The organism is Aeromonas molluscorum 848, from assembly GCF_000388115.1.
GTDB classification, from domain to species: Bacteria; Pseudomonadota; Gammaproteobacteria; order Enterobacterales; family Aeromonadaceae; genus Aeromonas; species Aeromonas molluscorum.
In genome coordinates this window covers 1-13,325 of sequence record NZ_AQGQ01000110.1, presented here as the reverse complement: position 1 = coordinate 13,325, position 13,325 = coordinate 1, and the positions used below count along the sequence as shown (strand labels likewise).

Annotated in this window: 12 protein-coding genes, 1 pseudogene and 1 riboswitch; of the genes and pseudogenes, 10 read left to right on the top strand and 3 right to left on the bottom strand. The window is 59.2% G+C overall.

Annotated elements, in window-relative coordinates; all coding sequences use genetic code 11:
• Nucleotides 1-762: pseudogene (locus tag G113_RS14090) on the top strand (bifunctional NADH-specific enoyl-ACP reductase/trans-2-enoyl-CoA reductase); the annotation flags it as partial.
• On the opposite strand, the gene G113_RS21850 reads toward G113_RS14090, so the two are convergent.
• On the bottom strand, nt 759-1,460 hold the full coding sequence (locus G113_RS21850) for a GGDEF domain-containing protein (RefSeq protein ID WP_005904986.1): 702 nt from the start codon (nt 1,458-1,460) through the stop codon (nt 759-761). The pseudogene G113_RS14090 and the gene G113_RS21850 sit on opposite strands and share 4 nt — an antisense overlap.
• Before the next feature lie 21 nt (nt 1,461-1,481).
• Here G113_RS21850 and G113_RS21995 point away from each other — a divergent pair, with 21 nt between their 5' ends.
• Nucleotides 1,482-1,604 carry a hypothetical protein gene (locus G113_RS21995; RefSeq protein WP_269077642.1) on the top strand — a complete coding sequence of 41 codons (123 nt, stop codon included), beginning with the start codon at nt 1,482-1,484 and terminating at the stop codon, nt 1,602-1,604.
• An 83-nt stretch (nt 1,605-1,687) separates the two neighbouring features.
• Here G113_RS21995 and G113_RS21845 read toward each other — a convergent pair whose 3' ends face one another.
• Nucleotides 1,688-2,623 carry a tetratricopeptide repeat protein gene (locus tag G113_RS21845; protein ID WP_005904984.1) on the bottom strand — a complete coding sequence of 312 codons (936 nt, stop codon included), beginning with the start codon at nt 2,621-2,623 and terminating at the stop codon, nt 1,688-1,690.
• A 129-nt stretch (nt 2,624-2,752) separates the two neighbouring features.
• Here G113_RS21845 and ftnA point away from each other — a divergent pair, with 129 nt between their 5' ends.
• The 8 genes from ftnA (at nt 2,753) to murI (ending at nt 12,564) form a co-directional block, all read left to right on the top strand.
• Nucleotides 2,753-3,277, top strand: a complete 525-nt coding sequence (gene ftnA / locus G113_RS14080; RefSeq protein WP_005904983.1) for a non-heme ferritin — start codon at nt 2,753-2,755, stop codon at nt 3,275-3,277.
• Nucleotides 3,278-3,451: 174 nt separating this feature from the next.
• Nucleotides 3,452-4,636 (top strand): BaiN/RdsA family NAD(P)/FAD-dependent oxidoreductase, encoded by a 1,185-nt coding sequence (locus G113_RS14075; RefSeq protein WP_005904982.1) that lies wholly within the window; start codon nt 3,452-3,454, stop codon nt 4,634-4,636.
• Between the two features lie 133 nt (nt 4,637-4,769).
• Nucleotides 4,770-5,405: a leucine efflux protein LeuE gene (gene leuE / locus G113_RS14070; RefSeq protein ID WP_005904981.1), complete on the top strand. Its 636-nt coding sequence runs from the start codon at nt 4,770-4,772 to the stop codon at nt 5,403-5,405.
• Nucleotides 5,406-5,723: 318 nt separating this feature from the next.
• Complete coding sequence (locus tag G113_RS14065) at nt 5,724-7,397, top strand: sensor histidine kinase (RefSeq protein ID WP_005904980.1); 1,674 nt, start codon at nt 5,724-5,726, stop codon at nt 7,395-7,397.
• Nucleotides 7,398-7,443: 46 nt separating this feature from the next.
• Complete coding sequence (locus G113_RS14060; RefSeq protein ID WP_005904979.1) at nt 7,444-8,172, top strand: LytR/AlgR family response regulator transcription factor; 729 nt, start codon at nt 7,444-7,446, stop codon at nt 8,170-8,172.
• A gap of 109 nt (nt 8,173-8,281) precedes the next feature.
• Nucleotides 8,282-9,472, top strand: a complete 1,191-nt coding sequence (locus G113_RS14055) for an L-lactate MFS transporter (RefSeq protein WP_040319245.1) — start codon at nt 8,282-8,284, stop codon at nt 9,470-9,472.
• 114 nt (nt 9,473-9,586) lie between these two features.
• A riboswitch (cobalamin riboswitch) is annotated at nt 9,587-9,763 on the top strand.
• Nucleotides 9,764-9,815: 52 nt separating this feature from the next.
• Nucleotides 9,816-11,651 carry a TonB-dependent receptor domain-containing protein gene (locus tag G113_RS14045; RefSeq protein WP_005904976.1) on the top strand — a complete coding sequence of 612 codons (1,836 nt, stop codon included), beginning with the start codon at nt 9,816-9,818 and terminating at the stop codon, nt 11,649-11,651.
• Between the two features lie 121 nt (nt 11,652-11,772).
• Nucleotides 11,773-12,564 (top strand): glutamate racemase, encoded by a 792-nt coding sequence (gene murI, locus G113_RS14040; protein WP_040319246.1) that lies wholly within the window; start codon nt 11,773-11,775, stop codon nt 12,562-12,564.
• A 4-nt stretch (nt 12,565-12,568) separates the two neighbouring features.
• Here murI and G113_RS14035 read toward each other — a convergent pair whose 3' ends face one another.
• Nucleotides 12,569-13,057: an RNA recognition motif domain-containing protein gene (locus G113_RS14035; RefSeq protein ID WP_005904974.1), complete on the bottom strand. Its 489-nt coding sequence runs from the start codon at nt 13,055-13,057 to the stop codon at nt 12,569-12,571.
• Nucleotides 13,058-13,325 lie beyond the last annotated feature (268 nt).

Sequence of the window (13,325 nt, the reverse complement as noted above, 5' to 3'; positions counted from 1 at the left end):
GGGTAATGGCCGATGGCCGTCAGGTGCGCTCGGTACTCAAGAGCACGGGCCAACCCGTTCACCGGCCTGGGACTGAACCTGGAGCGCTATGCCCTCGAAGAACAGACACTGCCGGTGGCTAGTGCCGAGGAGATCCGCGATACGGTTACCGTCATGGGGGGAGAAGATTGGCAGCTCTGGTTGCAGGCGTTGCAGGCCGCAGACTGCCTGGCCCCCGGGGTTCAGACGGTGGCCTACTCCTACATAGGTCCGCAGTCCACCTATCCCCTCTATCGAGACGGCACCATAGGCTATGCCAAGGAGCACCTGCATAGCACCGCCGAGGCGATCAACCTGCAGCTTGCCGATATTGGTGGCCACGCCTGGGTCAGTGTATGCAAGGCCTTGGTGACCAAGGCCAGTGCCTATATTCCCGTGCTGCCCGTCTATCTGGGTCTGTTGATGGGGGTCATGAAGGAGCAGGGGTTGCATGAAGGGTGCATCGAACAGATGCATCGCCTGTTTGCCAGCAAGATGTACGGCACTCAAGGGGTGGTGGCCGATGGTCATCGGTTGATCCGCATGGATGACCATGAGCTCAGCCCGGCGGTGCAGGTGGCGGTATCGGCACTCTGGGCCAAGCTGACCCCTCAGAACTTCGCGAGCATGGGGGATTTCGCCGGGCTGAAGCGAGATTTTCTGCAGCTTAACGGCTTCGACCTACCCGGCGTGGATTACGAGGCACCGGTCAACATCAAGGCGCTCGGCGAGCTGCAACCCTAGGCCAGGCTGCGAGACAGACTGACCACAGTTTGCGGCGGCGCCGCCAGCACCGTCTGGTTGCGCCCCTGGCGCTTGGCTTGATACATGGCCATGTCAGCCCTATGGATGAGCTGAGTGAGCGTCTCATGAGGATCTTCCCGGCCAGCGACCCCCAGGCTGATGGTCATCACGGGGCGACCGGGTTCCCGCTCGGTGGCCACTCGCTGGCGCAACTGCTCCGCCAGGTGCCAGCAATCTTGCGCCGGTAGCGGTATGGCGACCAGAAACTCCTCCCCACCCCAGCGGCCGATCAATTCCCGATCCGGTGCCCACTCCCCAAGTACCTGCCCCAGACGGGCAATGGCGACATCCCCTGCACCATGACCGTGCTGGTCATTGATCTGCTTGAAGTGATCTATGTCGATGATGATCAGGGAGAGAGGTCCCTCCCGCTGCCAGAGGGCCTGCAACCGCTCTTGCAGTGCGTGTCGGTTGGCGAGCCCGGTCAGCTGATCGAAGCTGGCCAGCCGGTAGAGACGGCGGGAGCTGCGATGCAGGCGGTGAGTGGTGATGCCGAGCAGCAGCAGGGCGCTGAGCAGCAGCATCACCAGCATCATCTGATAGTTGCGGGCGCTCTGCTGGTGGGCTATCTGCTGGCGCCGTCGCTCGTTCTCCAGTATCAGTCTGTGGTTATCGCTCTCGCTACGGGCCAAATCCATTTGCGCCTGGAAAGCGGCCGCGTGTTCACTCAGGGTTCGGTTGAAGTGCTGGCGATAGTCGGCGTGATAGTCACTGAGCCCCCGGTAGGCGGCGGCATAGTTGCCTTGCCCGGCCAGCAGCTCGGCCCTGAGCGCCTTGCCTGAGAGATCCAGGGTCTTGGCGCCATCGAGCAGTGCCAGGGCGCGACCCGTGTCGCCCTGACTGCGCAGGGCCGCAGCCCTGGTCGTCAGCAGACCGGGGGGGCCGGGTAGCCGAGTTGTTGATACAGTGCATCAGCCTCATCCAGATGACGCAACGCCGCCGAGCAGTTACCTTCGGCATTGAGGGCCATGGCGAGATAACCCAGCATGGCGGCGCGATAGTCGGGGGATAGGGTCGGGTTGGCCAGCTGGCCATCGAGTAGCTGGCGGGCCCGTGCCGGGCGATCCATGTCGAGATAGAGTCGCGCCATGTTGGCTTTGATGAGGGTCTGACTGTTAGGTTCATTCAGACTCAGAGTACGCTGCAGAGCATCCAGATAGTGCTGCTCTGCCTCCTGACCCAGACCTATGTCGGCATAGAGGTTGCCCAGGGTGATGAGCAACCGTATGTACTGCAACTGAGCCGTCTTGCTCTCTTGCTTGAGCTGGCGTTTGAGCAAGAAGGCACTCTTGAGCTCGGCAATGGCAGATTGCAGCTGATTGGTTTTATAGAGTGCCAGGCCATTCAGGGCATGCCACTGAGCGCGCTGGGCTCCATCGCCTTGCAGTGCGGGCTTGAGTTGAGCGAGCAGAGTAACGGCCTGATCGGGGGCGGCGGTATCCAGGACGAGAGCTATCTGATAGAGCTGGAAATCCCGCTGCCGGGATGACTCCTGATGGCTGGTGGCCAGCGCCCTGGCCCTGGCGTTATCGAGCTGGGCGCCCCGGTAGTCACCCAAGTGTGCCTTGGCCAGGGATCTGGCGTGAAACAGCTCCATATCCTGACCCGCCAGGGTGTCGAGCTGGCTGAGGTAGAAGGCGGGATCGCGTGCGGCGCGCCACTCAGCATCATTCAACAGGGAAGGATCGGCCTGCGCCTGGTTAAGCCAGCACAGTAACAGCAGAAAATAGCGGCGCATCAGCGAGGGTCCCAAATCATGGGCGCCATAATAAGGGGTACGCTTGAGTACAGCATGCTCCATCGACTCGCCATGCCCATATGGGGGTGAGGCTGAGACATTGGTTGAAACTGCAACAAATCCTGCGGCAAGTGGTTGATCCAGATCCGCTTCGTCGCGACAATCGAACCCAAATCACAGTGGAGAATCAGCATGTTGGCCCAAGCCATGATCGAGAAGTTGAACGACCAGATAAACCTGGAATTCTATTCCTCCAACCTCTACCTGCAGATGAGCGCCTGGTGCGAGGACAAGGGTTTCGAAGGTGCCGCCACTTTCCTGCGCAAACATGCGGTGGAAGAGCGCCAACATATGGAGCGTCTCTTTACCTATGTGAGCGAGACCGGCGCCATGCCGATACTGGGCGCCATCAGTGCCCCTCCTCACGAATTCACCACCCTGGGCGATGTGTTTCGCACCACCCTCGAGCATGAGCACCACATCACTCAGTGCATCAATGGCCTGGCCCATGTTGCCTTCACCACCCAGGATTACTCCACCTTCAACTTCCTGCAGTGGTATGTGGCCGAGCAGCATGAAGAAGAGAAGTTGTTCAAGAGCATAGTGGACCGCCTCAACCTGGTGGGTGAGGATGGCAAGGGCCTCTACTTCATCGACAAGGAGCTGGCAGAGCTGGCCAAGGCGTCCCCTACCAGCGTGATGGACAACAACGCCTGATCCCTGGATGAGGCTTGCTTAAGTCTCCCGATAAGTCGTGGACACTTAATGTTCAGTCAGTACAATACGGCCCCCTTGTGGGCCGTTTCTTTTTGGTGGCCTGGGGGGGGTGATGGGTGGAGCCTGTGTATTGGCTCCTCTCTGGTAGATCTGTTTTAGGTGAGTGGCACTGTGATGATGAGAATTGATGTAGTGGTGATCGGGGCTGGTGCGGCAGGTTTGATGTGTGCCCAGCAGGCGGGCTACCGGGGCCGTTCAGTGCTGGTGATCGACAACGCCAAGAAGCCGGGTCGCAAGATACTGATCAGTGGCGGCGGACGTTGCAACTTCACCAACCATCAGACTGGGCCCCAGGCATTCCTCTGCACCAACCCCCACTTCTGCAAGTCGGCCCTGGCCCGTTATACCCAACAGGACTTCATCGACCTGGTCGACAGGCACGGGGTCAACTATCACGAGAAGACCCTGGGTCAGCTGTTTTGCGACGAGAGTGCCAAAGAGATAGTCGACGTACTGCTGACCGAGTGTGACTGGGCCGGGGTGAGCCTGCAATTCCAGACCGAGATCCTGAGCGTTACCAAAAACGATGAGGGGTTTGTGCTCTTGACCAGCAAGGGGGAGATCGTGTGCCAATCTCTGGTGGTGGCGACCGGTGGCCTCTCCATGCCGAAACTGGGGGCGACCCCGTTCGGCTACAAGCTGGCCGAGCAGTTCGGCCTCGATGTGCTGCCGACCCGCGCCGGTCTGGTCCCCTTCACGCTGCATCAGGCCGACAAGGAGGCGTTTGCTTCTTTGGCCGGGGTTAGTCTGCCGGTAGCGGTCACCGCCGAGGATGGCACCCGTTTCAAGGAGGCCATGCTGTTTACCCATCGCGGCCTCTCCGGCCCCGCCATCCTGCAGATCTCCTCCTTCTGGCTGCCAGGGGAGAAGATCCATATCAACCTGCTACCGGATCTCGACATACTGGCGGCGCTGAAAGGGTGGGCTCAGGCTCATCCGGCCCAGGAGCTGAAAACCGTGCTTGGTCGCGAGCTGCCCAAGCGCTTCGTCGACATCCTGGTGGATCTGGGTCAACTCAGCAACAAGCCGATGCGCCAGTACAACGAGCGGGAGCTGGACACCATCGCCACCCTGCTGGGGGATTGGCAACTGCTGCCCAACGGCACCGAAGGTTACCGCACCGCCGAGGTGACCCTGGGGGGCGTCGATACCAACGAACTCTCCTCCAAGACCATGGAGGCGCGTCAGGTGCCCGGGCTCTATTTCATCGGCGAAGTGGTGGACGTGACCGGCTGGCTCGGTGGCTACAACTTCCAGTGGGCCTGGTCGTCCGGCTGGGTCGCGGGACAATACTGCTGAACCTGGCCGCCTCATGCTGGAGACTTGTACTTTATTCGCGCAAGGTTAGGATGGATCCATGGTCGATGGGGAGTGAGATGGTGGCCGTACCGTCTCCTTTCGCATCTCTTCGTCTTTGCTATTGGGGTGGAACATGTTTGAAAGCCTGGGTGTCATCAATGTCTGGACTTATTTAGTCGGCCTTTTTTTCATCATCATCGCCCCGGGCCCCAATTCCATTTATGTATTGCGTACCGGTGCCAGTCGCGGCATCGGGCCCGGTTATCGCGCCGCCCTCGGCGTCTTCGTCGGCGACGCCCTGCTCATCTTCTGCGCCTACCTGGGGGTTGCCTCCCTCATTCGGACCACGCCCCTGCTGTTTACCCTGGTACGTTACCTGGGGGCTATCTATCTGCTCTATCTGGGCGTGCGGATACTGTACGACAACTTCGTTGCCAGGGCGCAGAAGCACAATGCCGAGCCGGTTCAGGGGGAGAATTACTTCGGCAAGGCGCTGACCCTGAGCCTCACCAACCCCAAGGCGATCCTGTTTTACGTCTCCTTTTTCGTGCAGTTCATCGACTTCAACTATGCCCACACCTGGCTCTCTTACCTAGTGCTGGCGGGCATGCTGGAAGCCATGAGCTTCGTCTATCTCACTCTGCTTATCTTCGGTGGCACCCTGATGGCTCGCTTCTTCCAACGCAAAATCCGCTTGGCCAAACTGGGTAATGGTCTGATTGGTCTCTTCTTCATGGGGTTCGCCGCGAGGCTCGCCACCCTTTCCTGAGCGATGATTGCCTCACCTGACTTGATGTCGGGTGACGCTTTTTACTCTGTGCGCTTATCTTTCATCACCGCCAACTACCAAGTCAGGTACTGAGCGGGGTGTTGAGAGTGCGGGCTTGGCCAACATAGCACTCATCCCTGTCACATTCGGATCTGATACCGAGCCGGATGTAGCCACAAAGACCCCGCTGCAATGAGCGGGGTCTTTGCGTTTCAGGCGTGACGCGTTAATGTCCCCGCCTTGATCCTGGTCAGCGGGGCCCGGCCCCATAATCCCTATAGTAGGCCGCCAGTCGCGCACCGACCCCCTGAGGTATCCATGCTCGAAAATCAGATGATGTTGTTGGCGGTGTTCGAACGGGCGGCCCTGATGCTGATGACCCTGTTCTTCCTGACCCGCACCCGGCCCTTCCAGCGTCTGTTCCAGAAGCAGAACCACACCCCGGCCGAGCTGGTGCTGGTCGCGGCCATCTTCTGCCTGTTCGCGGTGTTCAGCACCTATACCGGCATTCCGGTGGAGGGGGCGCTGATCAACGTGCGGATCATCGCCATCATCTCGGGCGGTATCCTGTTTGGCCCCTGGGTCGGCATTCCGGCCGGGGTCATCTCGGGTCTGCATCGCTACCTCATCGACATGGATGGCCACACTTCGATCCCTTGCCTTATCGCCAGCATCATTGCCGGTCTGCTGGCGACCTGGATCTATTTTCATTGCCGCAAGTCGCGGCTCTGGCTCTACGGCATTCTGGCGGGGATGTTTTGCGAAGGGTTGACCATGCTGCTGATCCTGCTGCTGGCCGAGCCCCATGCGGTCGGGGTGGATATCGTCAGGCACATCGCCTATCCCATGATCGTGGGCACCGTCTGCATCGGGCTCATCATCAAGCTGGTGCAGGATCTGGATGACGAGAAGGAGCTGATTGCCGCCAAGCAGGCCAAGCTGGCCCTCGACATTGCCAACAAGACGCTGCCCTTCTTCCAGAAGGTCGATCGCCACTCCCTTGGTCAGGTGTGCGGCGTCATCAGAAGCGAGATCCTGGCGGATGCGGTGGCCATTACAGATACCCGCGACGTGCTGGCCTACGTGGGGGTGGGCAAGGATTACTACGAGCTGGACGAGCACCACGCCATCAGCGACATGACCCAGCGGGCCGTGTTGCTGGACCAGATCATCATCAACAACGATCTGCGCCAGTATCACCTGTCAGATTTTCACTCTGTCATCATCATTCCGCTGCGGGAAAACGGCGCCGTCAGCGGCACCCTCAAGATCTACTATCGCCGCACCCACAGCATTACCAGTTCTCTGCGAGAGATGGCGGTGGGCCTCTCCCAGCTCATCTCCACCCAGATGGAGGTGTCGCGCATCGAGCAGCTCAAAGAGATGACCCGCAAGGCGGAGTTCACCGCATTGCAGAGCAAGATCAACCCGCACTTCCTGTTCAATGCCCTCAACGCCATTTCATCCTTGATCCGCATTCGCCCCCAGCAGGCGCGTCAGTTGATCGCCAATCTGGCGGACTACCTGCGCTACAACCTCAACAAGGGGGACGAGCTGATCGACATTCAGGAAGAGCTGCAGCAGGTGCGTGACTACGTGGCCATCGAGCAGGCCCGCTTCGGCGACAAGCTGGAGGTGGTGTTCGAGGTGGATGACGTCCACATTCAGGTGCCCTGCCTGCTGCTGCAACCCCTGGTGGAGAATGCCATCCTGCACGGTATCCAGCCCCGCAGTGCGCCCGGTAAAGTCACCATAGAGGTGAAAGAGTTGGCTGGGGGGATCCGGGTGGCGGTGCGCGATACCGGCTACGGCATCAGCCAGGCAGTGATCGACGGCGTGGCCGCCGGTCGGGTGGAGAGCCGCAGCATAGGCCTGATGAACGTTCATCAGCGGGTCAAGCTGCTCTATGGCGACGGACTGCATCTCAAGCGGCTGGAGCCGGGTACCGAAGTCTGTTTCTATCTGCCGAGCTCGGAGGCCATGCCATGCTGAAGACCATCATTGTGGAAGTTAAGTGTCTCACTCACGAGGCATTGTCATGCTGAAAGCCATCATAGTGGAAGATGAGTATCTGGCTCGCGAGGAGCTGGCCTATCTGGTAGGCCAGCACAGCACCATCGAGATAGTGGCGAGCTTCGAGGACGGGCTGGAGGCGTTCAAATACCTGCAGGATCACGAGGTGGATGTGGTGTTCCTGGATATCCAGATCCCCTCCATCGATGGCCTGCTGCTGGCCAAGAACCTGCACAAGTCGAGCCATCCGCCCCACATCGTCTTCGTCACCGCCTACAAGGAGTTTGCGGTGGAAGCGTTCGAGCTGGAGGCGTTCGACTATATTCTCAAGCCCTACAACGAGCCGCGCATCATCAATCTGCTGCAGAAGCTCGAGCATGCGGGCAAGTCGCAGCCGGGGCAGGGGGAGGTGAGCAGCCCGCACAATCGCACCGTCAATCTGGTGAAGGGGGAGCGCATCATAGTCACCCCCTGCGAGCAGATTTACTACGCGGAAGCGGACGAGAAGCTGACCTATGTCTACACCCGCACCGATCGCTACGTGATGACCATGACCATCAGCGAGTTTGTCAGCCGGCTGCCCGCCGAGGGCTTCTTCCGCTGCCACAGATCCTACTGCGTCAACATCAACAAGGTCCGCGAGATAGTGCCCTGGTTCAACAGCACCTATCTCATCCGGCTCCATGATCTGCCGTTCGAGGTGCCGGTCAGCCGCAGCAACATCAAGGCGTTCCGTCAGCTGATGCGGCTCTGATTGTCATTCATGCCCGCCGATCTGCATTTCATGCCTTAATCGATCGGCGCGAGTCGCGTCTTGCCTATAGTGGCCCCAATTTCCTTATGGCCATTCCTCGAGACGCATCATGACTAAAGAGATGAACCGCACCCGGTATCTGACCCTGATAGGTACCATCATCACCCAGTTTGCGCTGGGATCCGTCTACACCTGGAGCCTGTTCAACGCCCAGCTCTCCGACAAGCTGGACGAGCCGGTGAGCCAGGTGGCCTTCGCCTTCGGCCTGCTCAGCCTGTCGCTGGCGGTGGCCTCCTCCCTGGCGGGCAAGCTGCAGGAGCGGTTCGGGGTGCGCAACGTCACCCTGGGGGCGGGCGTGCTGCTCGGCATCGGCTTTTTCCTCACCGCCCACGCCAGCAACCTGGCCATGCTCTACCTCTGCGCCGGCATACTGGTGGGCTTCGCCGACGGGACCGGCTACCTGATGACCCTCTCCAACTGCGTGAAGTGGTTCCCGGAGCGCAAGGGACTGATCTCCGCCTGCTCCATCGGCGCCTATGGCCTGGGCAGCCTCGGCTTCAAGTACATCAACCTGTTGCTGCTATCCAACAACGGCCTGGAGGCGACCTTCCAGCTGTGGGGGCTGATCGCCATGTCCATGGTGCTGGTGGGCGGCATGCTGATGAAGGATGCGCCCCAGCAGGCCGCCTCAGTGCAGCAGACCGAGAGCCGAGACTTCACCCTGGCCGAGGCCATGCGCAAGCCGCAGTACTGGATGCTGGCGCTGATGTTCCTCACCGCCTGCATGAGCGGCCTCTATGTCATCGGCGTGGCCAAGGACATCGGCGAGAACATGGTGGGCTTGCCAGCCGTGGTGGCCGCCAACGCCGTTGCCATCATCGCCATGGCCAATCTGGGTGGCCGTCTGGTGCTGGGCATTCTGTCCGACAAGATGTCCCGCATCCGGGTCATCACCATCGCCCAGCTGATCACCCTCGCAGGCATGGTGCTGCTGTTGTTCGTGCCGCTCAATGCCAACCTGTTCTTCGTGGCGGTGGCCTGCGTGGCGTTCAGTTTCGGCGGCACCATCACCGTCTACCCCTCCCTGGTGAGCGACTTCTTTGGGCTCAACAACCTGACCAAGAACTACGGCGTCATCTATCTGGGCTTCGGCCTGGGCAGTATCATAGGCTCCATAGTCGCATCCCTGTTCGGCGGTTTCATGGCGACCTTCAACCTGATCCTGGTGTTGCTGGTGGTGGCGCTGGTGCTTTCCCTCACCATTCGTCCGCCAGCCCCCAAGGCCAACTACGCCGACTGATCCTGAAGCTACTGATAATTCTGACAAACCGGGGCCCCATGGGCACCGGTTTCTATTTTCATGAGCAAAAGACGTATGGATGGCTAAATAGCTATACTCTTGTGCCACCCTTTCCTATAATCCCCCCGCTTTGGCGCATCATGCTTAATAGGGAATCCGGTGAGAATCCGGAGCTGGCGCGCAGCGGTAAGGGGGAACGAAGCGACATCAGGGCACTGCCGCAAGGCGGGAAGCCGTCGCCTAGGCACTTGGCCCCCGAGTCCGAAGACCTGCCAAAGTTCGTATTTCTGGCCGAGAGAAACCGGCCAAGGAATAGATACTTACGCGAACTTAAGGATCTGTGATGTCCAAGAAATTTTGGGTGGCTGCCCTGTTGCCGACGGCCGCCTTCGCCCAGTCTTCCCTGCCTGCCAATGACACCATGGTGGTAACCGCCAATCGGGTGGAACAACCTGCCAGCTCGGTGCTTGCCCCCGTGGTAGTGATCGAGCGCGCCGAGATCGAAGCCCGCCAGGTGCAGAGTCTGCCGGATCTGCTGAAAACCCTGCCAGGGGTGCAGATCACTACCCTGGGTGGTCGCGGCCATCAGAGCAGCCTCTTTATTCGTGGCACCAACTCCAACCACTCCCTGGTACTGATCAATGGCCGCCCCATCGCCGCCATGGTGACCGGCGCCCCCGACCTCAGCCAGATCCCGCTCGGCAACATAGAGCGTGTCGAATACATACGTGGCCCCCGTGCAGCCGTGTACGGTTCGGATGCCATCGGCGGCGTCATCAACCTGATCACCCATACCTCGGCCAAAGAGGGTGGAGAAACTCACCTCAAGGGCGGCGTCGGCAGTCATGGCTATGGTTTGGGTCAGCTGCGCAGCGTGCAGGCGCTGGGTGACAAGACTGATGCCAATCTGATGATCGGTTACGAGCGCAGCGACGGTTACGACGTCGTCGCCGCAGCCCAGCAGCCGGATCGGGATGGTTTCGACAGCCTGAATGGTCAGCTTGGTTTCAACCATGCCTTCAGCGATGCCTGGAGTGCGGACATCAACGCTCAGGGTTACAACAACAAGACCGAGATGGACGATCCCTACCTCAGCTCGGATCAGAGCCGGGTGCAGGCGTTCCAGTATGATGGTGCCGTCAAGTATCAGGCTGACCACTTCAATAGCCGACTCGAGGCCAGCTATGGCGAGAACAAGCTGAAGAACTGGCTGGCAAGCCAGGGCGAGTCCTCCGCCAACCCAATCCACACCGGGCTGACCCGCTTCTCCTGGCTGAACAGCTGGAGCGGCGTCGAGGGGTTGGTGTTGACCGGCGGCGCCGACTGGCAGCAGGAGCAGTTGAAATCCGACTCGCGCAGCTATGGTCAGGCATTCGATGCCCCCGACCGTGACAACACCGGCTTGTTCGCAGTGGGTAGCTACCGCTGGCAGGCACTGCTGATGGAACTCTCTGGTCGTACCGATGACAACGAGCAGTATGGCCGTCACAACACCTGGTCTGCGGCCACCGGCCTGGATCTGGACCAGTACCACAATGTGCGGTTGAGCTATGGCACCGCCTTCAAGGCGCCGACTTTCCTCGATCTCTACTATCCGGGCTATGAGAATCCGGATCTGCAGCCAGAGGAGAGCAAGAACCTGGAGCTGGACTTCACCGGTCGTTATACCGCCTGGGACTGGTCGGTGAACCTCTATCGCAACCGCATCCAGAACCTGATCGCTTGCCAGAGCGCATTCTCCAGCTGCAAGCCGGATAACACCGATGCAGACATCAAGGGGATCGAGCTGGCATTGGGTCTGGATACCGGACCTGTCCACCACGAGTTCAGCTATGACTATACCCGTGCCCAGGACAAAAACGATGAAGATCGTCAGTTGTTGCGCCGGGCCAAGAACAAGGCCAGCTGGTTGGCACAGCTGCAGACCGGTCCCGTGGACTGGTCAAGCGAGCTGCTTTATACCGGCAAGCGTGATGACAAGGATTTCTCCAGCTTCCCGGCCGAGCGTGTCGAACTGGGCTCATATACCTTGCTGAACCTGGCAGCCAGCTATTCGGCGACCGCTCAGCTGACCTTGGGCGGGCGTATCGACAACTTGTTCGACAAACAGTACGAGTCGGCTGTCGACTACCCGGGTCCCGGTACCGAGTTCCGGGTGACCGCGGATTACAAGTTCTGATAACCCTGCTTATATAAGCAATCTTATTAGCACTCTAAAAACAGGCCCTGCCAGCAGCAGGGCCTTTTCTATTGGCGGGGAGCGGGAGTATGATCGCCCCTTCGCAGCATAGGGGGTGCAGGTGGCTAATATTCTGGTGTTCGATTCCGGTATGGGGGGACTGAGCGTATATCGCGAGATCCGCCAGTGTCTGCCGGGCCATAACTATTATTACTGTTTCGACAACGCCAACTTCCCCTATGGCGAGCTGAGCGAATCCGCCCTGATTACGGCCTGTGTCCGCTTGGTAAGCCGGGTGGTAACCGAACAAGCCATCGATCTGGTCGTGATCGCCTGCAACACCGCCAGCACCATAGCGTTGCCCTCCTTACGCGCCGCCTTGACTATTCCAGTGGTGGGCGTGGTGCCTGCCATCAAACCCGCCGCGGCTTTGACCCGCAATGGGTGCATCGGCCTATTGGCGACACCGGGCACAGTGGCCCGTCCTTATACCCATGAGTTAATTGCCCAGTTTGCGCCGGGCAAACGGGTGCTGCTCAAGGGCGCGACCGAACTCGTGATCGAGGCAGAACGCAAACTGGCGGGAGAGGCTGTTGATATGGCACTGCTGCGCCATGTATTGGCGGATTGGCTGGAAGGGAGTGATAGACCGGATACGCTAGTGTTGGGATGTACCCACTTCCCTTTGCTCGACGCCGAGATCCGGCAGCTGATGCCTGATTGCCAGCTGGTGGATTCGGGGGCGGCGGTGGCCAAGCGAGTGACCCATCTGCTGAGCAGTCATGCCATGGCTGCGACAACCGGGATCCCAGAGGCGCATGCCTATTGCACACGACTTGATGAAGAGGCCAAAAAAATAACAGCCCCCTTGCAAGCTTGGGGGCTGTCTACCTTAACCGAAGTCCTGTTCTGAGAGATCAGGCGTCGACGTCGTTCTCACGTTCTTCTTTGTCCCGCTTGTCATTGGCTTCACGAACCTTGAGGGTGCGCTGCTGATACTCCTTGTCATTGAGTGTCGCAATAGCCCTGGCCGCATCGGCAGCAGGCATCTCAACAAAGCCGAACCCCCGGCGCTTGCCGGTCGCCTTGTCTTTCATCAAACGAACCGAAATCACCTGGCCTTGCTCTGCGAACAGCTCGCGCACGGCGATCTCGTTGGCGCGGTAGGGCAGGTTGCCTACATATAAGGTACAAGTCTCTTGGCTGGCTCCCTGGGTTGCCATGGCCGCGGGGGCCTTATTCAGGAGCAGGGGCACCACGAAGCCACCAATCGCCAAGCCGACAGCGAAGATCACTTCGGCTTTCAGGGAGAACTGCAGCGCTTGGGCAACCAGATAACCAATCAATGCCAACACTAAGGCAAGAACAGCAGCCTGCATATAAACGGGAAACTTGGATAAATTCATCTTTAAAGACCTTTTGTAAATGAAAGCAAAAAAGGTGCAACACTATATTCACCACCATGGTAACCAGCTTTACTGGATGACGCTACCATGGCCACTCGGTACAGATATTTCCGCTCAAGTATGATGCCACATTCCACCTCCTGCCTACTTTAATGGTAGCTAAACGGGGCGCAAATCACGCTTCTGTGGATAAACCTGTATATATGCTTGGGGTAAGCTGTTCCTAATTGAAAATGCTGTCATTTATGTGACTTTCTTCAAAAAACGG